The organism is Pseudomonas sp. S2_E02 (genome assembly GCF_054668355.1).
This window is the reverse complement of sequence record NZ_CP162761.1, coordinates 2,965,322-2,984,927: the sequence shown is the minus strand read 5'-3', so window position 1 is coordinate 2,984,927 and position 19,606 is coordinate 2,965,322. Positions and strand designations below refer to the sequence as shown.

At 59.4% G+C, this 19,606-nt stretch carries 17 protein-coding genes and 1 tRNA gene; 6 read left to right on the top strand and 12 right to left on the bottom strand.

Annotated elements, in window-relative coordinates; translation table 11 throughout:
• Positions 1-43 precede the first annotated feature (43 nt).
• The 6 genes from pal (at position 44) to nadA (ending at position 4,357) form a co-directional block, all read left to right on the top strand.
• Complete coding sequence (pal, locus tag AB4O01_RS13395) at positions 44-541, top strand: peptidoglycan-associated lipoprotein Pal (RefSeq protein ID WP_003178634.1); 498 nt, start codon at positions 44-46, stop codon at positions 539-541.
• 6 nt (positions 542-547) lie between these two features.
• Positions 548-1,381 carry a tol-pal system protein YbgF gene (ybgF, locus tag AB4O01_RS13390; RefSeq protein ID WP_007912724.1) on the top strand — a complete coding sequence of 278 codons (834 nt, stop codon included), beginning with the start codon at positions 548-550 and terminating at the stop codon, positions 1,379-1,381.
• 166 nt (positions 1,382-1,547) lie between these two features.
• Positions 1,548-2,195 (top strand): 7-carboxy-7-deazaguanine synthase QueE, encoded by a 648-nt coding sequence (queE, locus tag AB4O01_RS13385; protein ID WP_460092029.1) that lies wholly within the window; start codon positions 1,548-1,550, stop codon positions 2,193-2,195.
• Position 2,196: 1 nt separating this feature from the next.
• Entirely contained in the window at positions 2,197-2,889 is a 693-nt protein-coding gene (queC, locus tag AB4O01_RS13380; protein WP_099757008.1) for a 7-cyano-7-deazaguanine synthase QueC, read from the top strand.
• A 62-nt stretch (positions 2,890-2,951) separates the two neighbouring features.
• Positions 2,952-3,027, top strand: a tRNA-Lys gene (locus AB4O01_RS13375).
• Positions 3,028-3,298: 271 nt separating this feature from the next.
• Positions 3,299-4,357, top strand: coding sequence for a quinolinate synthase NadA (nadA, locus tag AB4O01_RS13370; protein ID WP_460092027.1), 1,059 nt, complete (start codon positions 3,299-3,301; stop codon positions 4,355-4,357).
• A 135-nt stretch (positions 4,358-4,492) separates the two neighbouring features.
• Here nadA and AB4O01_RS13365 read toward each other — a convergent pair whose 3' ends face one another.
• From AB4O01_RS13365 to arcD, 12 genes are all read right to left on the bottom strand, one after another.
• The gene (locus AB4O01_RS13365) at positions 4,493-4,981 is read right to left on the bottom strand and encodes an RDD family protein (protein WP_460092025.1); all 489 of its coding nucleotides are present in this window, start codon (positions 4,979-4,981) and stop codon (positions 4,493-4,495) included.
• A 97-nt stretch (positions 4,982-5,078) separates the two neighbouring features.
• On the bottom strand, positions 5,079-5,291 hold the full coding sequence (locus AB4O01_RS13360; RefSeq protein ID WP_003227496.1) for a cold-shock protein: 213 nt from the start codon (positions 5,289-5,291) through the stop codon (positions 5,079-5,081).
• A gap of 403 nt (positions 5,292-5,694) precedes the next feature.
• A complete protein-coding gene (gene gcvT, locus AB4O01_RS13355; protein WP_093430483.1) occupies positions 5,695-6,819 on the bottom strand; it encodes a glycine cleavage system aminomethyltransferase GcvT in 1,125 nt (374 codons plus the stop codon).
• 185 nt (positions 6,820-7,004) lie between these two features.
• Positions 7,005-8,381 (bottom strand): L-serine ammonia-lyase, encoded by a 1,377-nt coding sequence (locus AB4O01_RS13350; protein WP_093430482.1) that lies wholly within the window; start codon positions 8,379-8,381, stop codon positions 7,005-7,007.
• A 203-nt stretch (positions 8,382-8,584) separates the two neighbouring features.
• A complete protein-coding gene (gcvP, locus tag AB4O01_RS13345; RefSeq protein ID WP_460092022.1) occupies positions 8,585-11,437 on the bottom strand; it encodes an aminomethyl-transferring glycine dehydrogenase in 2,853 nt (950 codons plus the stop codon).
• 11 nt (positions 11,438-11,448) lie between these two features.
• Complete coding sequence (gcvH, locus tag AB4O01_RS13340; protein WP_016983835.1) at positions 11,449-11,832, bottom strand: glycine cleavage system protein GcvH; 384 nt, start codon at positions 11,830-11,832, stop codon at positions 11,449-11,451.
• Positions 11,833-12,265: 433 nt separating this feature from the next.
• Positions 12,266-13,774 (bottom strand): sigma-54-dependent transcriptional regulator, encoded by a 1,509-nt coding sequence (locus tag AB4O01_RS13335; protein WP_099757004.1) that lies wholly within the window; start codon positions 13,772-13,774, stop codon positions 12,266-12,268.
• Between the two features lie 443 nt (positions 13,775-14,217).
• Positions 14,218-14,580, bottom strand: coding sequence for a DUF5064 family protein (locus tag AB4O01_RS13330; protein ID WP_093430478.1), 363 nt, complete (start codon positions 14,578-14,580; stop codon positions 14,218-14,220).
• Between the two features lie 62 nt (positions 14,581-14,642).
• The gene (gene arcC / locus AB4O01_RS13325; RefSeq protein ID WP_034153407.1) at positions 14,643-15,572 is read right to left on the bottom strand and encodes a carbamate kinase; all 930 of its coding nucleotides are present in this window, start codon (positions 15,570-15,572) and stop codon (positions 14,643-14,645) included.
• Positions 15,573-15,640: 68 nt separating this feature from the next.
• Positions 15,641-16,651, bottom strand: a complete 1,011-nt coding sequence (locus AB4O01_RS13320; protein ID WP_008086805.1) for an ornithine carbamoyltransferase — start codon at positions 16,649-16,651, stop codon at positions 15,641-15,643.
• A 69-nt stretch (positions 16,652-16,720) separates the two neighbouring features.
• The gene (gene arcA, locus AB4O01_RS13315; protein ID WP_116255073.1) at positions 16,721-17,977 is read right to left on the bottom strand and encodes an arginine deiminase; all 1,257 of its coding nucleotides are present in this window, start codon (positions 17,975-17,977) and stop codon (positions 16,721-16,723) included.
• Between the two features lie 33 nt (positions 17,978-18,010).
• Positions 18,011-19,438: an arginine-ornithine antiporter gene (gene arcD / locus AB4O01_RS13310; protein ID WP_460092019.1), complete on the bottom strand. Its 1,428-nt coding sequence runs from the start codon at positions 19,436-19,438 to the stop codon at positions 18,011-18,013.
• Between the last annotated feature and the right edge of the window lie 168 nt (positions 19,439-19,606).

The window sequence follows — 19,606 nt, the reverse complement described above, 5'->3', positions numbered from 1 at the left end:
ACACGTTTTACTTAACACACTGGGGTTCATTAGGAGTTTCACGATGGAAATGCTGAAGTTTGGTAAATTTGCTGCGCTGGCTCTGGCCATGGCTGTAGCTGTAGGTTGCTCGTCCAAAGGCGGCGACAACGCCGGTGAAGGCGCTGTTGATCCAAACGCTGGTTACGGCGCAAACACTGGTGCCGTTGACGGTTCCCTGAGCGAAGAAGCTGCTCTGCGCGCAATCACCACCTTCTACTTCGAATACGACAGCTCGGACCTGAAGCCAGAAGCCATGCGCGCTCTGGACGTTCACGCCAAAGACCTGAAAGCAAACGGCGCTCGCGTTGTTCTGGAAGGCAACACCGACGAACGTGGTACTCGTGAGTACAACATGGCACTGGGCGAGCGTCGTGCGAAAGCCGTTCAGCGCTACCTGGTACTGCAAGGTGTTTCCCCAGCTCAGCTGGAACTGGTTTCCTACGGCGAAGAGCGTCCAGTTGCTACCGGCAACGACGAGCAGTCCTGGGCTCAAAACCGTCGCGTCGAACTGCGTAAGTAATTCGATATGCGAACGTGCCGTCGTGCTGTAACTGTTCTGGCTCTCAGTCTCGCGCCGCTTGCGGCGTGGGCTGCGGTTCCTGTGGTCGATGACAACTCCGGTTATAACAATAGCGGGAGCAGTTATCCGCCTGCAGGTTACGGTACGAACGGCGCCTATGCCGGGGGAGCGGCTTCGGCCCCTGCCTCGGCACAAGGCATGCTGTTCAACCAATTGCAACAGATGCAGGATCAGATTTCTCGCCAGCAAGGCGTGATCGAAGAACTGCAGAATCAGGTTGCGCGCATGAAGCAGGAATCCCTGGAGCGATACCAGGATCTTGATCGGCGCATAGGATCCGGCGTTGCACCTGCCGCGACTCCTGAGAATTCTTCTGCCGGTGGCGACGCAAGTGCTGCTGCCGGTGCTGCCGCTGGCGCCGGGGCTGCTGCCCAGGCACCTGCTGCAAGCAGCGAACCGGGTGATCCGGCCAAGGAAAAGCTGTATTACGATGCCGCTTTCGACCTGATCAAAGCCAAGGATTTCGACAAGGCCAGCCAGGCTTTTGCCGCTTTCCTGCGCAAATACCCGAACAGCCAATACGCGGGCAACGCCCAGTACTGGTTGGGCGAAGTCAATCTGGCCAAAGGCGATCTGCAAGGTGCAGGTCAGGCTTTCGCCAAGGTTTCGCAGCTGTATCCAAAGCACGCTAAAGTGCCGGACTCGCTGTACAAGCTGGCTGACGTAGAGCGCCGCCTTGGTCATACCGACAAGGTCAAAGGCATTCTGCAGCAGGTGGTGGCCCAATATCCGGGTACCTCCGCCGCTCAGTTGGCTCAACGCGATCTGCAACGCATGTAAGGTCGTGTTACCCGTTTAGAAGAAACCCGCGCTTGTCGCGGGTTTTTTCGTTAGAATTCACGCCCTTTTTCTGAAACACGCTTCTTGCGGTCTACGCGTTGGCGGGATTGCCTGAAGTGCCTGACGGAGGCGGACAGCCTGTTTAGCTGTTACGCCCGTGGCGACTATGCAAGACACATTGAGAATCACCGAAGTTTTCTACTCGTTGCAGGGGGAAACGCGGACCGCCGGGCTGCCCACGGTTTTTGTGCGCCTGACCGGTTGTCCTTTGCGTTGCCAATACTGCGACAGCGCCTATGCGTTCAGTGGCGGCACCATCCGCACCCTCGACGACATCCTCGAGCAAGTGGCCGGATTTCGTCCGCGCTACGTCTGTGTCACCGGCGGTGAGCCGCTGGCGCAGCCGAACGCCATTCCTTTGCTCAAGCAGTTGTGTGACGCCGGTTACGAGGTTTCGCTGGAAACCAGTGGCGCACTCGACATTTCGGCCGTCGATCCGCGCGTCAGTCGGGTTGTCGATCTGAAAACGCCGGACTCGAAAGAAGCCCATCGCAACCGTTACGAGAACATCGAACTGCTGAGCCCCAACGATCAGGTGAAGTTTGTCATCTGCTCGCGGGAAGACTATGACTGGGCCGTGTCCAAGCTGATCCAGTACGGTCTTGAACGGCGTCCCGGTGAAGTGCTGTTCTCCCCAAGTCACCATGACCTCAATGCTCGGGATCTGGCGGACTGGGTGGTGGCTGACAACCTGCCGGTGCGGTTGCAATTGCAGTTGCATAAATATCTATGGAATGACGAGCCGGGGCGCTGAGATGACCGAACAACTGAACACCACCGAAAAACGTGCGGTCATTCTGCTGTCCGGCGGCCTCGATTCGGCCACCGTCGTGGCCATGGCTCGCGCCGAAGGCTACAGCTGCTACACCATGAGTTTCGATTACGGTCAGCGCTCGCACGCTGAATTGCACGCCGCTGCCCGCGTCGCCCGCGACTTGGGTGTGGTTGAGCACAAAGTAATCGGCCTCAACCTGAATGGTATGGGCGGCTCGGCACTGACCGACAGCAGCATCGATATTCCGGAGGAGCTGGGCGAAGGCATTCCGGTGACTTACGTGCCGGCGCGTAACACGGTGTTCCTTTCGCTGGCGTTGGGCTGGGCAGAAGTGCTGGGTGCGCGTGACATATTTATTGGTGTCAACGCCGTGGACTATTCCGGTTACCCGGATTGCCGTCCGGAGTTCATCGAGTCGTTCGAGCGCATGGCCAATCTGGCGACCAAGGCCGGCGTTGAAGGCAATGGCTTCCGCATTCAGGCGCCACTGCAGAACCTGAGCAAGGCGCAAATCGTTCAGGCGGGCGTGAAGCTCGGCGTTGATTATGGCCTCACCGTTTCCTGCTATCAGGCCGACGATGACGGCCGCGCGTGCGGTAAATGCGACAGCTGCCGCCTGCGCGCAGAAGGCTTTGCGGCCGCTGGTGTGGACGATCCAACAGCTTATTTTTGATTATTTTCAAAAAGGTGTTGAATAGTCCTTAAAAATCAGTATTATACGCGCCACCACACAGCGGGTCGTTAGCTCAGTTGGTAGAGCAGTTGGCTTTTAACCAATTGGTCGTAGGTTCGAATCCCACACGACCCACCATATTTGGCGGTTTAGAAAATCCGGAAGGCCCACGAAAGTGAGGATTTCCGGGTTTTTTTTTGCCTGCAATTTCGCTATGCGTTATTTCACCGCCCGCAGCGCTGACGCAGATCAGAATCATCTTTTGTATCAACGGGATATTCTGTAGCCTTGCGCAGCTTCAATGCTGTCCGTGCCTGATAATACTCACTCTCCCGGCGGTACCCTCAAGCGGTCCGGAGCCGGGTGTATACTCGACTTTCGCGCGAACGCGCCTGCAGGTCTTGCGAACATGACGCAGATTTCCGAACGCCTTCTGGTTCAAGCCCACCTCGATGCCAAACAGCCCAAACCGCTGACCGCTGAGGAAGAGGCTTATTACCGTTCCGCCATTGCCGCCGAGCTCAAGGCTCAGGACGCGGTGCTGGTGGCCCACTTTTATTGCGATCCGGTAATTCAGGCCTTGGCTGAAGAATCCGGCGGTTGCGTCTCCGATTCCCTGGAAATGGCTCGCTTCGGCAATGCTCACCCGGCCAAAACCGTGGTGGTCGCCGGCGTGAAGTTCATGGGCGAGACCGCGAAGATTCTCAACCCGGAAAAACGCGTGCTGATGCCGACCCTGGAAGCGACCTGCTCGCTGGACCTGGGTTGCCCGGTCGACGAGTTCTCGGCGTTCTGCGATCAGCACCCGGAGCGCACGGTGGTGGTCTATGCCAATACCTCTGCGGCGGTCAAAGCCCGGGCTGACTGGGTGGTGACTTCGAGTTGCGCACTGGAGATCGTCGAAAGCCTGATGGACAACGGCGAGACCATCATCTGGGGGCCGGACAAGCATCTGGGCACTTACATCCAGCGCAAGACCGGCGCGGACATGCTGCTGTGGGACGGTGCCTGCATCGTTCACGAAGAGTTCAAGTCCAAGCAGCTTGAAGACATGAAGGCGCTGTACCCGGACGCTGCGATTCTGGTGCACCCGGAGTCGCCCACGTCGGTGATCGAACTGGCGGACGCCGTGGGTTCCACCAGCCAGTTGATCGCTGCCGCGCAATCGCTGCCGAACAAGACCCTGATCGTTGCGACCGACCGTGGCATCTTCTACAAGATGCAGCAGCTGTGTCCGGACAAGGTCTTCATCGAGGCGCCAACCGCCGGTAACGGCGCGGCGTGCCGCAGTTGCGCACATTGCCCGTGGATGGCCATGAACACCCTTGAGCGCACGCTCAAGAGCTTGAAGGAAGGGACCAACGAGATCTTTGTTGATCCGGCGTTGATTCCACAGGCGATCCGGCCGTTGAAGCGCATGCTCGATTTCACTCAGGCGGCGCGGATGAAGCTGGCCGGTAACGCCTAAGCTCTAAAGGCATTACACAAAACCTGTGGGAGCGAGCTTGCTCGCGAAAGCGGTGTATCAGTCACCAATAGAATCGACTGATACGACGCCTTCGCGAGCAAGCTCGCTCCCACAGTGGTTTTTGGCGTCTGGAAGTTATTTGGTCTTTTTCGGGATCCGCACCACGCGGGTGTCGGAATAGATGTCATGCCACGTGCGCTTCTGCTTGTCGTACAGCGACCAGAGGAATCCCAACCCCACGCACAGCCACGACGCAATCGACACCATAAACCGCAACAACGCCTGCCACAGGCTGATCGCCGTGCCATTGGCGTTCTGCACACGAATACCCCACACCTGCATGCCCAGCGTCTGCCCGCCGTGGGTCCAGAACTTGGCAAAGAATGCGAACAGCACCAACACCAGCACCGTCGAGTAGAGCGGATCGCCGTCCAGTTGCCCGGCGTCGGTCATTACCCGCAGGCGCTCTTCGCCGATGATCGCTGCCTGGATCAACTTGTAAATGAATCCGGTGACGATCAGCAGGGCGGTGCATAGCAGAAAATCATAGAACATCGCCGCCAGACGCCGGCCTAGACCAACGGCGGGAAAATCGCCCTGTGGGGTGAGCAGGTTTTTCGACATGGCAGCCTCTGGACGCAAAATGAAGCGCCATTTTACGGATTCGCGCACACAAAAAAGCCCCTGATATCAACATCAGGGGCTTTTTCGTAACAGAAAATCAGGCTTCTGCTTGTACTTCGTCAGCCTGCATGCCTTTCTGGCCCTGCACAGCAACGAAGGTCACTTTCTGGCCTTCTTTCAGGCTTTTGAAACCGTTGCCCTGAATGGCGCGGAAATGTACGAACAGATCCGGACCGCTTTCTGGAGTGATAAAACCAAAACCTTTCTCGTCGTTAAACCACTTGACGGTACCGCTCTGACGTGTGGACATTTCTTATTTCCTTTGACGCAAAAATTAATGACAGTCTCCTTCTCATGAAAGAGTACTGGGGCTGGTTGCAGGAGAGTAAGAAGACGTCGAACGGGATGTAGCTAACTTGTAGGCTACTGCCCAGGTCACGATTCCAAGCTGACCCATGCAAACACAGTGGAGAAACTCTACGCCAACTACGGGAGAAAAAACAAGCCCTGCGAAGCCCCCGGTTTTACTGAGCTTGAGCAAGTTAATCCTCTCGCTAGTGCGGGCTTAGACGATTAGCCTGTTCAATTGTTTTCGATCGTTATAAGCAAAGTTCATATTCGAATCAGTTGATAGAAAATGCACTTTTTTGTGGCGATTGCGTTACACATTAGTGCACGTATAACGCAATCGCGTTACTTATAGAAACAGTCAATCAACCGCGATAGTAGCGTTGTGGAACAAATGGCATTTTGCTTACAAGCATTTGCACCTTTTTCCCACGAACGATAGCCCAAACCGGCGTGTCGAGGGTGACATATGCGCTGTCGAGGTAACCCATCGCCAACGGCCCGCCCAAGGTCGGACCGAAACCACCGCTGCACACGCTGCCGATGATTTCGCCGGCTTCGTTGACGATTTCTGCGCCTTCACGCACGGGGGTGCGCTCCTGCGGTAGCAGGCCGACGCGTTTGCGTGCCACGCCATTCTGTTGTTGAGCGAAAACATTCTCCGCGCCCGGGAAACCGCCGGCCCGCGCGCCATCAGCGCGACGTGGCTTGGAGATCGCCCATAACAAGCTGGCTTCGATCGGCGTGGTCTCGGTGTTCATGTCGTGGCCGTAGAGGCACAGACCGGCTTCCAGACGCAGCGAGTCGCGAGCGCCGAGGCCAATGGCCTGGACTTCCGGTTCGGCGAGCAGGGCGCGGGCAAGTTTTTCCGCATCTGCAGCTGGTACGGAGATTTCGAAACCGTCTTCACCGGTGTAACCCGAACGGCTGACAAAGCAGTCGACGCCCAGCAGATTGACACGGGCGAACTGCATAAAAGTCATTTTTTCAACGGATGGTGCCAGCCGCGCCAGCACGGTCACCGCCGCCGGACCTTGCAATGCCAGCAGAGCGCGCTCTTCGAACAGCGCCGTAATGGTGCACTGATCGCCGATGTGTTTTTGCAGGTGGGCCAGGTCCTGATCCTTGCACGCGGCGTTGACCACCAGGAACAATTCGTCATTACCGAGGTTGGCCACCATCAGGTCGTCGAGAATGCCGCCGTTGTCGTTGGTGAACATCGCGTAACGCTGCATGCCCACCGGCAGGTCGATGATGTCTACCGGCACCAGGCTTTCCAGGGCTTTGGCGGCGTTGGCACCAGTCAGGCGGATCTGGCCCATGTGCGAGACATCGAACAGTCCGGCCTGCTCACGGGTGTGCTGGTGTTCTTTCATCACACCGAGTGGGTATTGCACCGGCATGTCGTAGCCGGCGAACGGCACCATGCGAGCGCCGAGTTCGATGTGCAGAGCGTGCAGCGGGGTTTTCGACAGTTGTTCGGTGGACATGCGTGGCTCCTTGAAAATTAGAGTTTGGCGGTAAGAGGCAAGATCAAGATCAAAAGCCCCTCACCCCAGCCCTCTCCCAGAGGGAGAGGGAGTTAGGTACGTTTATCTCCCGGAGGGGAGAGGGGGCTAATTACGTTTCTCTCCCTGGGGGAGAGGTGGTCAATTTCGTTTGGCTGGTTTCATGGTCAGCATTCGATAATGTTGACCGCCAGACCGCCGCGGGCGGTCTCTTTGTATTTGCTTTTCATGTCGGCACCGGTCTGGCGCATGGTGCGGATGACTTTGTCGAGGGAGACGAAATGCTGGCCGTCGCCTCGCATGGCCATGCGCACTGCGTTGATGGCTTTCACCGAGCCCATGGCATTGCGCTCGATGCACGGCACTTGCACCAACCCGCCAATCGGGTCGCAGGTCAGGCCGAGGTTGTGTTCCATGCCGATTTCCGCAGCGTTCTCGACCTGCTGAACGCTGCCGCCGAGCACTTCGCACAACGCACCGGCCGCCATCGAACAGGCCACGCCGACTTCACCCTGACAACCGACTTCGGCGCCGGAGATCGAGGCATTTTCTTTGTAGAGAATGCCGATTGCCGCAGCGGTCAGCAGAAACCGTACGACGCCGTCGTCATTCGCGCCGGGGATAAAACGCATGTAGTAATGCAGCACCGCCGGAATGATCCCCGCCGCGCCGTTGGTGGGCGCGGTGACTACGCGGCCACCGTTGGCGTTTTCTTCGTTGACCGCCAAGGCGTAGAGGTTGACCCAGTCGAGCACCGACAACGGATCGCGCAACGCCGATTCCGGGTTCTTGCACAGTTGCCGATGCAACGCTGCCGCACGGCGTTTGACCTTCAAGCCGCCGGGCAAAATACCTTCGTTACGGCAGCCCGCAGCGACGCAGTCCTGCATCACCTGCCAGATTTTCAACAGGCCGGCGCGGGTTTCCGCCTCCGGGCGCCAGGCGCTTTCGTTGGTCAGCATCACCTGACTGATCGACAGACCGTAGGTGGCGCAATGACCGAGCAGGTCCTTGGCGCTTTTGAACGGGAAGGTCAGCGGCGTGGCGTCTTCGACGATGCGGTCGGCACCTGCCGCGTCCTCGTCGACCACGAAACCACCGCCAACCGAGTAGTACTCGCGGCTGCGGATCTGAATCCCCGCCGCATCGAAGGCGCGGAAGATCATGCCGTTGGGGTGATAGGCCAACGGCTTGCGGATCATCGCCAAGTGTTCTTTCTCGTTGAACGCAATGCTGTGTTCGCCGAGCAGGTTCAGTCGTCCGTTGCCGCGAATTTCTTGCAGGCGTGCGGCGACGGTTTCGGTATCAACGGTGTCCGGGTGTTCGCCTTCGAGGCCGAGCAGCACGGCTTTGTCGCTGCCGTGACCTTTACCAGTGGCGCCGAGGGAACCGTACAGCTCAACGCGAACGCTGGCGGTGGTGGTCAGCAGGTTTTCACGGCGCAAACCTTCGACGAAACGCGCGGCTGCACGCATCGGGCCGACGGTGTGGGAACTGGAGGGGCCGATGCCAATCTTGAACAGGTCGAACACGCTTAACGACATGAGGGGTTCTCCGGTTTCTTGTTATAGGAATTGGCGAAACATCAGGCTTGTAGCAATTCCCTGTGGGAGCGAGCTTGCTCGCGAAGACGGAGTGTCAGTCACCACCAATGTTTGCTGACCTACCGCATTCGCGAGCAAGCTCGCTCCCACAGGGTTTTGCGTTGTTCTGGAGAAAGGGGCAGGCAAACCCGCCCCTTATTCTTTTAAGCGTAGCTTTCGATCGACGGGCAGGCGCAGACCAGGTTGCGATCGCCGAAAACGTTGTCGACACGACCGACCGGTGGCCAGTATTTGCCTTCGATCAGCGACGCGACCGGGTACACGGCCTGCTCGCGGCTGTACGGGTGAGTCCACTCGCCAACCAGCTCTGCCGCTGTGTGCGGAGCGTTTTTCAGCGGGTTGTCGTCCTTGTCCAGCGTGCCGTTTTCCACCGCGCGGATTTCTTCGCGGATGCGGATCATGGCGTCGCAGAAGCGATCCAGTTCTTCTTTGGATTCGCTTTCGGTCGGCTCGATCATCAGCGTGCCCGCGACCGGGAACGACATGGTCGGCGCGTGGAAGCCGAAGTCGATCAGGCGCTTGGCGACGTCATCGACGCTGATGCCGCTGCTGTCTTTCAATGGACGCAGATCCAGAATGCATTCGTGCGCCACCAGACCGTTGCTGCCGGTGTACAGCACTGGGTAGTGCTCTTCGAGGCGACGGGAAATGTAGTTGGCATTGAGGATCGCCAGCTGCGATGCACGCTTCAGGCCTGCGCCGCCCATCATGCGAATGTACATCCAGGTGATCGGCAAAATACTTGCGCTGCCGAACGGTGCCGCGCAGACCGCGCCTTCCTTGCGCTCCATCTGGCCGTGGCCCGGCAGGAACGGGGTCAGGTGCGATTTCACGCCAATCGGGCCGACACCCGGGCCGCCACCGCCGTGGGGGATGCAGAAGGTTTTGTGCAGGTTCAGGTGCGAGACGTCGCCGCCGAACTTGCCCGGAGCACAGAGGCCAACCATCGCGTTCATGTTGGCGCCGTCGATGTACACCTGGCCGCCGTTGTCATGAATGATCCCGCAGATTTCGCGGATGCCTTCTTCGAACACGCCGTGGGTCGACGGGTAAGTGATCATCAGCGCGGCGAGGTGGTCGCGGTGCTCGATGGCTTTGGCGCGGAGGTCTTCGATGTCGACGTTGCCACGGGCATCGCAGGCAGTCACGACGACGCGCATGCCAGCCATGTTGGCGGTGGCCGGGTTGGTGCCGTGGGCGGACGACGGAATCAGGCAGATGTCGCGGCGCTCATCGCCACGGCTCTGGTGATATGCACGAATCGCCAGCAGGCCAGCGTATTCACCTTGCGAACCGGCGTTTGGTTGCAGCGAGATCGCGTCGTAACCGGTCGCGGCACAGAGCATCGCTTCCAGCTCAAAGGTCAGTTGCTGGTAACCGGCGCTTTGCGCGGCTGGAGCGAACGGGTGCAGCGCGCCGAACTCAGCCCAGGTCACCGGGATCATTTCGCTGGCAGCGTTGAGTTTCATGGTGCACGAACCCAGCGGGATCATGGTGCGATCCAGGGCCAGATCCTTGTCCGCCAGTTTGCGCAGGTAGCGCATCAGCTCGGTTTCCGAGTGATAACGGTTGAACACCGGGTGGCTGAGGATCGGCGACTGACGTACCAGCGATGCTGGGATGGTGCTCTGCACCGAGACGGCGAGAGCAGCGAAATCCGGCAGAGTCTTGCCGTCGGCGAACAGGCCCCACAGGGTTTCGATGTCAGCTTGGGTGGTGGTTTCGTCGACCGACAGGCCAAGACGCTCAGCGTCGATCACGCGCAGGTTGATCTGCTGAGCGTGGGCCTTGTCGTGCAGCGCGGCGGTGTTTGCGCCGGTGGCGACGGTCAGGGTGTCGAAGAAACTGGCTTGTTCGACGTTAGCGCCCAGCGCGGTCAGGCCTTTGGCCAGAATCGCGGTCAGGTGATGCACGCGGTTGGCGATCTGCGCCAGGCCTTTCGGGCCGTGGTAGACGGCGTACATGCTGGCGATGTTGGCCAGCAGCACTTGTGCGGTGCAGATGTTCGACGTGGCCTTCTCGCGGCGGATGTGTTGCTCGCGGGTCTGCATCGCCAGGCGCAGCGCCGGCTTGCCGAAACGGTCAACCGAGACACCGACCAGACGGCCCGGCATGTCGCGCTTGAACGCATCTTTGGTGGAGAAGTAAGCGGCGTGCGGGCCACCAAAGCCCAGCGGCACGCCGAAGCGTTGTGCCGAACCGATGGCGACGTCCGCGCCGAACTCGCCCGGGGCGGTCAGCAGCGTCAGGGCCAGCAGGTCGGCAGCCACGGCGACCAGAGCGTTGGCGGCGTGGAAGCGCTCGGTCAGTTCGCGGTAGTCGAACACATCACCGTTGCTTGCCGGGTATTGCAGCAGCGCGCCGAAGAACGGCGTCACGTCAGTCAGTTCACGCTCATCGCCAACAACCACGTCGATGCCCAGTGGCTCGGCACGGGTGCGCAGCACGTCGAGGGTCTGCGGGTGGCTGTGGATCGAGGCGAAGAATTGGTGGCTGCCCTTGTTCTTGCTCAGGCGTTTGCAGAAGGTCATGGCTTCGGCAGCGGCGGTGGCTTCGTCGAGCAAGGATGCGTTGGCAATCGGCAGACCGGTGAGGTCGCTGATCATCGTCTGAAAGTTCAGCAGCGCTTCGAGACGACCCTGGGAAATTTCTGGCTGGTACGGCGTGTACGCGGTGTACCAGGCCGGGTTTTCCAACAGGTTGCGCAGGATCGGCGACGGCGTGTGACAGTTGTAGTAGCCCTGGCCGATGTAGGTCTTGAACAGCTGATTCTTGCCGGCGATCGATTTGATCATCGCCAGGGCATCGGCTTCGCTGAGGCCGTCGTCCATGCCGAGCACGCTGGTGCCCTTGATGCTTTCCGGAATGACGCTGGCGCTCAGGGCTTCAAGCGAGTCGAAGCCGAGGCTGTTGAGCATGGCTTGCTCGTCACCGGCGCGCGGGCCGATGTGACGGGCGATGAATTCGTTGGCGGTGCCAAGGTTTACTTGAGTCATGTCGGTGTTCCTCAGGCTTCGGCTTGGGCTTTGATCAGACGGTCGTACGCGTCCTGATCGAGCAATTTGCCGACAGCGGCGGCGTCGCTAGGCTGGAAGCGGAAGAACCAGCCTTCGCCCAGCGGATCTTCGTTGACCAGTTCCGGGGCGTCTTCCAGCGCCGGGTTGACTGCCAGTACGTCGCCGTCGAGGGGCATGTACACGCCGCTGGCGGCTTTCACCGATTCCACGGTGGCGGCTTCAGCGCCTTTTTCGTAAGCCTGCAGCTCAGGCAGTTGCACGAACACCACGTCGCCCAGGGCGTTTTGCGCGAAAGCGGTGATGCCGACAGTAACGCTGCCGTCAGCTTCGGTGCGCAGCCATTCGTGATCTTCAGTAAAACGCAACTCGCTCATGGAAACTCCTCAGGGGGCCAGACTCGTCTGGTGGACGCGGTGGAATAGTCGGGCGCGAAGGCCCTTATTTATGAAGGGTTGATTAGCAAGAATGTGGCCAATGTTGATTTATCGTTATAAATCAATGAATTAGATATTGGAGAGGTCGAAGGTTCAGAGATGCCTGTAGCGAAATCGCTACAGCATGGAGCGAGGATAAAAGCTGAACGGGATCAAAGCCTTGCACAGCGGTGATCGGAGGAGGGTGTAGCGATATCGTTCCACTGTAGCGCTTTCAGTACAGCTGGAGGTCGTTTTTGAACGGATTTCGAATGCGCCACAAATAAATGTAGGAGTGAGCCTGCTCGCGATAGCGGTCTGTCAGACGTCGCAAATGTTGAATGTCAAACCGCTATCGCGAGCAGGCTCACTCCTACAGGGGATTTGTGGTTTTTCAGGGTTTGTTGGGAATGCCGTATTTGCGCAGGCGATGGGCAATGGCCGTGTGCGAAGTTTGCAGGCGGCTGGCCAGTTGGCGGGTCGAGGGGTAGCTGACGTAGAGTTTTTCCAGCAGCGATCGCTCAAAAGCTTCGACCGCTTGTTCGAGGCTGTCGACATCGCTGTCAGCCTGACGCGCCACCGAGGTGCCAGCAATATCGAGATCGCCAATATCCACCAGGCTACTCTCGCAAATCGCCGCCGCACGGAAGATCACGTTCTGCAATTGCCGCACATTGCCCGGCCAGCGATTGCCGAGCAGCGCCGGGTAGGTCCCCGGAGCGAGGCGGCACACCGGGCGCTGGATCTGCGCGCAGGCCTGCTGCATGAAATACCGCGCCAGCAGCAGGATGTCCTGCCCGCGTTCGCGCAGCGGCGGCACTTCAACGTTGAGCACGTTGAGACGATAGAACAGGTCTTCGCGGAACAAGCCTTCGCTGACCATTTTTTCCAGATCGCGGTGGGTCGCGCTGAGGATGCGCACGTTGACCTTCACTTCGCGATCACCGCCCACGCGGCGGAAGCTGCCGTCGTTCAAGAAACGCAGCAGCTTGGCCTGCAAGTACGGCGACATCTCGCCGATCTCATCGAGGAATACCGTGCCTTGGTTGGCCAGTTCCATCAGTCCGGGTTTACCGCCGCGCGCCGCGCCGGTGAAGGCGCCGGGGGCGTAGCCGAACAGCTCGCTTTCGGCGAGGTTCTCCGGTAGGGCTGCGCAGTTGAGGGCCAGGAACGGTGCACTGTGTCGCGCGCTGATGGCGTGGCAGGCGCGGGCGACCAGTTCTTTACCGGTGCCGGTTTCGCCTTGAATCAACAGCGGTGCATCAAGAGCGGCGACTCTTTGCGCGCGGGCCTTGAGCGTACGAATCGCCGGGGACTCGCCGAGCAGCGCGTCGAAACCTTCGGCGTGGTCGTGGTGCAGCGCCGAGAGTTGTTCGCCGATGCGGTTCGGTTGATACAAGGTCAGCAGAGCGCCGGCGTCAGTGATCGGCGTGGCGTCGAGCAGCAAGGTCTGGCCGTTGACGGTGATTTCGCGCAGTGGCAAACGGAAGCCGTGTTCGAGCAAGGTGTCGAGCAGGCCGGGATCGTTGAACAGTTCAGAGACGCTTTCACCCGCCGGTTCGCGGCCGTACAACGCGATCAACGCCGGGTTGGCCAGCAGCACCTTGCCGGCACTGTCGAGCGCCAAAACGGGATCGGTCATCGCCGCGAGCAGGGCATCGAGTTGCAGGTGTCGACGCTGGCCGGGGAGGATGTCGACCACGGTCACCGCTTCCACGCCGAGCACGCGAAACAACGCATCTTTCAGCTCTTCGAGCACTTGCGGGCTCAGGGTCGGCGCGTCGATATAGACGTTCGGCGGAATCATTTCCACCGCATCCAGATTGAGGTTGCGCCCACCGAGGATAGCCAGGACTTCCTGGGTGATGCCGACGCGGTCGATGAAGCTGACGTGGATACGCATGGGGCGGTTCAGTGATCTGCAGAGCGGAGGGTGGCAAGTATGCCTTGGGCTTGGAGAGAGGTGAAAGCAAAAGCACCCTCATCGGAAACGCCGCCCGCCCAGCCCTCTCCCGGAGGGAGAGGGGGCCGACCGAGGTGTCTGAGGTTTGACATCGACCTGAAAGAACCAGTCGATTATGGATTCGGTAAAGCGAGTTCAGGTCGGCGTAACTCCGAAGCATCTCCCAATCAGTCCCCTCACCCCAGCCTTCTCCCGGAGGGAGAGGGGGCCGACCGAGGTGTCTGAGGTTTGACATCGACCTGAAAGAACCAGTTGCAGTGGTCTAATTTCCCCGGACGATTATGGATTCGGTAAAGCAAGGTCAGGTCGGTGTAACTCTAGAGCATCCCCCAATCAGTTCCCTCTCCCTCCGGGAGAGGGCTAGGGTGAGGGGCTTTTGCGGGTTACTCGAAATGCTCAAGATTGACCGGATCCCCGGATTGCATATTCAACTTCTGCCGAATGTCTTCAAACATCAGATCGTAATGCTTGTGCACCGAACCGATCTGGCTGTGAGCCTTGGGAATCCCGTACTTCTCGGCGATCCGGGTCACGTCACGGGCGAAGTTGTAAGCCTCTTCCTTGGGCAGGAAAAACGTTTCCTTCATGTCCTTGCCCTGCATGTTGCCATGCAGGGTGAACTGTATCCCTTTGCCTTTTTTCGGATCGCTGAGCACTTCATAGTCGAGGTGCACGTTGTAACTGACGTCATCCGGCGTCAACGCATGCCGCTCGATGTGCAGGCGACCGGGTTCGAATTGGGCCATGGTTTTCTCCTTTCAAGGCATGGGAGAAGGGCAGACCCTCGGTCTGCCCCCGGAGTTTCTAATTATCGGTAAGTGATGCCCGGCTTCGCCGTGGTCACGCGAGTACCGGCAGTGCCCTGGACAATCGCTTCGATGTCCGCCAGCGAACCGATCACCGCGACCTTGCCAGTATGGCGCGCAAATTCGCAGGCTGCCTGCACCTTCGGCCCCATGGAACCCGCGGCGAAACCGAGGCGTTCGAGTTCATCCGGGTGCGCTTCGGCAATGGCTTTCTGCGTCGGCTTGCCGTAATCGATGAACGCCGCGTTGACGTCCGTGGCGATTACCAGCAGGTCGGCTTCCAGTTGCTCGGCGAGCAGCGACGAGCACAGGTCCTTGTCGATCACCGCCTCGATACCCTTGAGGTTACGGTTCTCGTCGTACATGGTCGGAATCCCGCCGCCACCGGCGCAAATCACGATGCTGCCCTTGTCCAGCAACCACTTGATCGGGCGGATTTCGAAGATGCGTTTTGGCCGTGGACTGGCGACCACGCGACGGAATTTGTCGCCGTCCGGGGCAATCGCCCAGCCTTTTTCGGCGGCGAGTTTTTCCGCTTCAGCCTTGTCGTAGACCGGGCCGATGGGTTTGGTCGGGTTCTGGAAGGCCGGATCCTTGGCGTCGACTTCCACCTGGGTCAACAAGGTGGCGAACGGCACTTCGAAGTCGAGCAGGTTGCCCAGTTCCTGTTCGATGATGTAGCCGATCATGCCTTCGGTTTCGGCACCGAGCACGTCCAGCGGGTAAGGGGTGACGGAGGTGTAGGCCGCCGCTTGCAGCGACAGCAGGCCGACTTGCGGGCCATTGCCGTGGGCGATGACCAGTTGGTTGCCGGGATGGATCTTGGCGATTTGCTCGGTGGCGATGCGGATGTTGGCGCGCTGATTGTCAGCGGTCATCGGTTCACCACGGCGGAGCAGGGCGTTACCGCCCAGCGCTACGACGATACGCATGGTGCATGTCCTTTTCGTGTTGATCGTTCCCACGCAGGAGCGTGGGAACGATCATGGATCAGCAGTGGTTACAGATCAGCCAGGGTCGAGACCAGAATCGCCTTGATCGTGTGCATGCGGTTTTCCGCTTGCTCGAAGGCGATGCAGGCTGGCGACTCGAACACGTCGTCGGTCACTTCGATGCCGTTTTTCAGGTGCGGATACTGCTCGGCGATCTGTTTGCCGACCTTGGTATCACTGTTGTGGAACGCCGGCAGGCAGTGCATGAACTTGGTGCGCGGGTTGCCGCTGGCTTTCATCAGTTCGGCGTTGACCTGATACGGCAGCAGTTGCTGGATACGCTCGGCCCAGGCTTCCACCGGCTCGCCCATCGATACCCAAACGTCGGTGTGGATGAAGTCGACGCCTTTGACCGCCGCTTTCGGGTCTTCAGTCAGGGTGATACGTGCGCCACTTTCTTCGGCATATTTGTGGCAACGCTCGACCAGATCATCCAGTGGCCACAGGGCTTTCGGTGCACAGATGCGCACGTCCATGCCGAGTTTGGCGCCGACCAGCAGCAGTGAGTTGCCCATGTTGTTGCGCGCATCGCCGAGGTAGGCGTAGCTGATTTCGTGGATCGGCTTGTCGGCGTGTTCACGCATGGTCAGCACGTCGGCGATCATTTGCGTCGGGTGGTACTCGTCAGTCAGGCCGTTGAACACCGGCACACCGGCGAACTTGGCCAGCTCTTCGACAATTTCCTGTTTGAAGCCACGGTATTCGATGGCGTCGTACATGCGCCCCAGCACGCGGGCGGTGTCTTTCATGCTTTCTTTGTGGCCGATCTGCGACGAGTTCGGGTCGATGTAGGTTACGTTAGCGCCTTGGTCATAGGCCGCCACTTCGAACGCGCAACGGGTACGGGTCGAGGTTTTTTCGAAGATCAGGGCGATGTTGTTGCCCTTCAGGTGTTGTTGCTCGGTGCCGGTGTATTTCGCGCGTTTGAGGTCGCGGGACAGGTCGAGCAGGTAACGCAGCTCACGTGGGGTGTGGTGTTCGAGGCTGAGCAGGTTACGGTTGTGGATGTTGAACGCCATGATGATTCTCCTTGGATTCGGTAATCGGCCCGGCCGCTACGGGGTGTGTGCGGCCGGGGAGATGGTCGTTTAGTAATCGATCGGGTCGCGGATGATCGGGCAGGTCATGCAGTGGCCACCGCCACGGCCTCGGCCCAGTTCACCGGCGCTGATGGTGATGACTTCCACGCCGGCCTTGCGCAGCAGGGTGTTGGTGTAGGTGTTGCGGTCGTAGCCGATGACCACGCCCGGTTCCACGGCCACCACGTTGTTGCCGTCGTCCCATTGCTCGCGTTCGGCGGCGAAGCTGTTGCCGCCGGTTTCCACCACGCGCAGCTTCGGCAGGTTGAGGGCTTTGGCCACGGTGTCGAGGAAGGTGCCTTCTTCGCGGCGGATGTCGATGCCGCCCTGTTTGCTTTCGTCAGGGCGCAGGGTGAAGGCGACGATCTGGTTCACCACTTCCGGGAAAATTGTCACCAGGTCGCGGTCGCAGAAGCTGAACACGGTGTCCAGGTGCATCGCCGCGCGGGACTTCGGCAGGCCGGCAACGATGACTTTTTCCACGGCTTTGTTCTTGAACAGGTTCAGCGCCAGTTGGCCGATGGCCTGGCGGGATGAGCGTTCGCCCATACCGATCAACACCACGCCGTTACCGATCGGCATCACGTCGCCGCCCTCAAGGGTAGAGCTGCCGTGATCCTTGTCCGGGTCGCCGTACCAGATCTCGAAATCGGCATTGGTGAACTGCGGGTGGAATTTGTAGATGGCGGTGGTCAGCAGGGTTTCCTGACGGCGCGCTGGCCAGTACATCGGGTTCAGCGTCACGCCGCCGTAGATCCAGCAGGTGGTGTCGCGGGTGAACTGAGTGTTCGGCAGCGGCGGCAGAATGAAGCTCGAATGGCCGAGAAAGTCGCGGTACATTTCGATGATCTTGCCGCCGAAGCTGTCCGGCAGATCATCGGCCGACACGCCACCGATGAGGAATTCGGCGATGTGCCGTGGCTCCAGGCTTTTCAGCCAGGATTTGACTTCGTTGATCAGGCCCAGGCCCACCGAATCGGCAGTGACCTTGCGCTCGAGAATCCAGTCCAGCGCCTCCGGGATGGCGACGATGTCGGTCAGCAGGTTGTGCATTTCCAGCACGTCGATGCCGCGCTCGCGCATCTTGGTGACGAAGTCGAAGTGGTCGCGCTTGGCCTGGGCCACCCACAGCACGTCGTCGAACAGCAGTTCATCGCAGTTGTTCGGGGTCAGCCGCTGATGGGCCAGACCTGGGGAGCACACCATGACTTTGCGCAGTTTGCCGGCTTCGGAATGGACGCCGTACTTAACTTTTTCCGTGGTCATTTCAGATCCTCCAGATAACAAAATAATCAGGGGTTACAGAGTCAGGAAGCCGTCGTAGAGACCGTAGGCCGCCACCAGGGCGCCCGCGACCACTGCGGCGAAAATCAGCTTCTCGACGTTAGTGAAAACCGGTTGTTTGAGTTCCAGCTTGGCCTTGGCGAACAGGATCGCGCCGGGGGCATAGAGCAGGGCTGAGAGCAGCAGGTACTTGATCCCGCCGGCGTACAGCAGCCAGACCGCATAGATCAGCGCGATGCCGCCGATGATCAGATCCTTGCGCCGCTCGGCCGCGAAGCCTTCGTAGCTTTCGCCGCGCACCGCCAGCAGCAGGGCATAGGCCGCCGACCACAGGTACGGCACCAGAATCATCGAAGTGGCGAGGTAGATCAGCGACAGGTAAGTACTGGCCGAGAACAGCGTGATGATCAGGAAAATCTGCACCATCGCGTTGGTCAGCCACAGCGCGTTGACCGGTACGTGGTTGGCGTTTTCCTTGCGCAGGAACTCCGGCATGGTGTGGTCTTTGGCAGCGGCGAACATGATCTCCGCACACAGCAGCACCCACGACAGCAGCGCCCCCAGCAGCGAGATGATCAGACCGACGCTGATCAGCACCGCGCCCCAGTGACCGACCACATGCTCGAGTACGGCGGCCATCGACGGGTTCTGCAGTTTCGCCAGTTCCGGTTGGGTCATGATGCCCAGCGACAGCACGTTCACCAGCACCAGAAACAGCAGCACGGTAATGAAGCCGATCACGGTGGCCTTACCCACGTCGGAGCGTTTTTCGGCGCGGGCGGAGAAGATGCTCGCGCCCTCGATACCGATGAACACCCACACGGTGACCAGCATCATGTTGCGCACCTGGTTCATCACACTGCCCAGATCCGGGTTTTTGATGCCCCAGATGTCGGCGGTGAAGATGTCCAGTTTGAAGGCGAACACCGCAATCAACACGAACAGCAGCAGCGGTACGACCTTGGCGACCGTGGTCACGAGGTTGATGAACGCCGCTTCCTTGATCCCGCGCAGCACCAGAAAGTGCACGGCCCACAGCAGCACCGAGGCGCCAATCACCGCAGCAACGGTGTTGCCCTCACCGAAAACCGGAAAGAAATAGCCGAGAGTGCTGAACAGCAGAACGAAGTAACCGACGTTACCCAGCCATGCGCTGATCCAGTAACCCCAAGCGGACGAGAAACCCATGTAATCGCCAAATCCGGCCTTGGCGTAGGCGTAGACGCCGCCGTCCAGGTCAGGCTTGCGATTGGCGAGGGTTTGAAAGACAAAAGCGAGGGTGAGCATGCCGACAGCGGTGATGGCCCAACCGATAAGTACCGCACCGACGTCGGCGCTGGCGGCCATGTTTTGAGGCAAGGAGAATATCCCGCCACCGATCATTGAACCGACTACCAATGCAACCAGTGCACCTAGTCGTAGTTTTCCGGGAGCTTCAGACATTTGCATGACTCCATTGCAGGAGAGAAGAGATCACAGCGTAGTTCTGTTGTCTGTTCAAACAGCTGACGTAGATCAGTGCATGGTCACATTCCATTGTTAATGAATGACTTAGGCTTCGGCTGAAGGCATAAAGCTCCTGCCCGCAAGGCCCGTCCTAGAGGCGTTGTG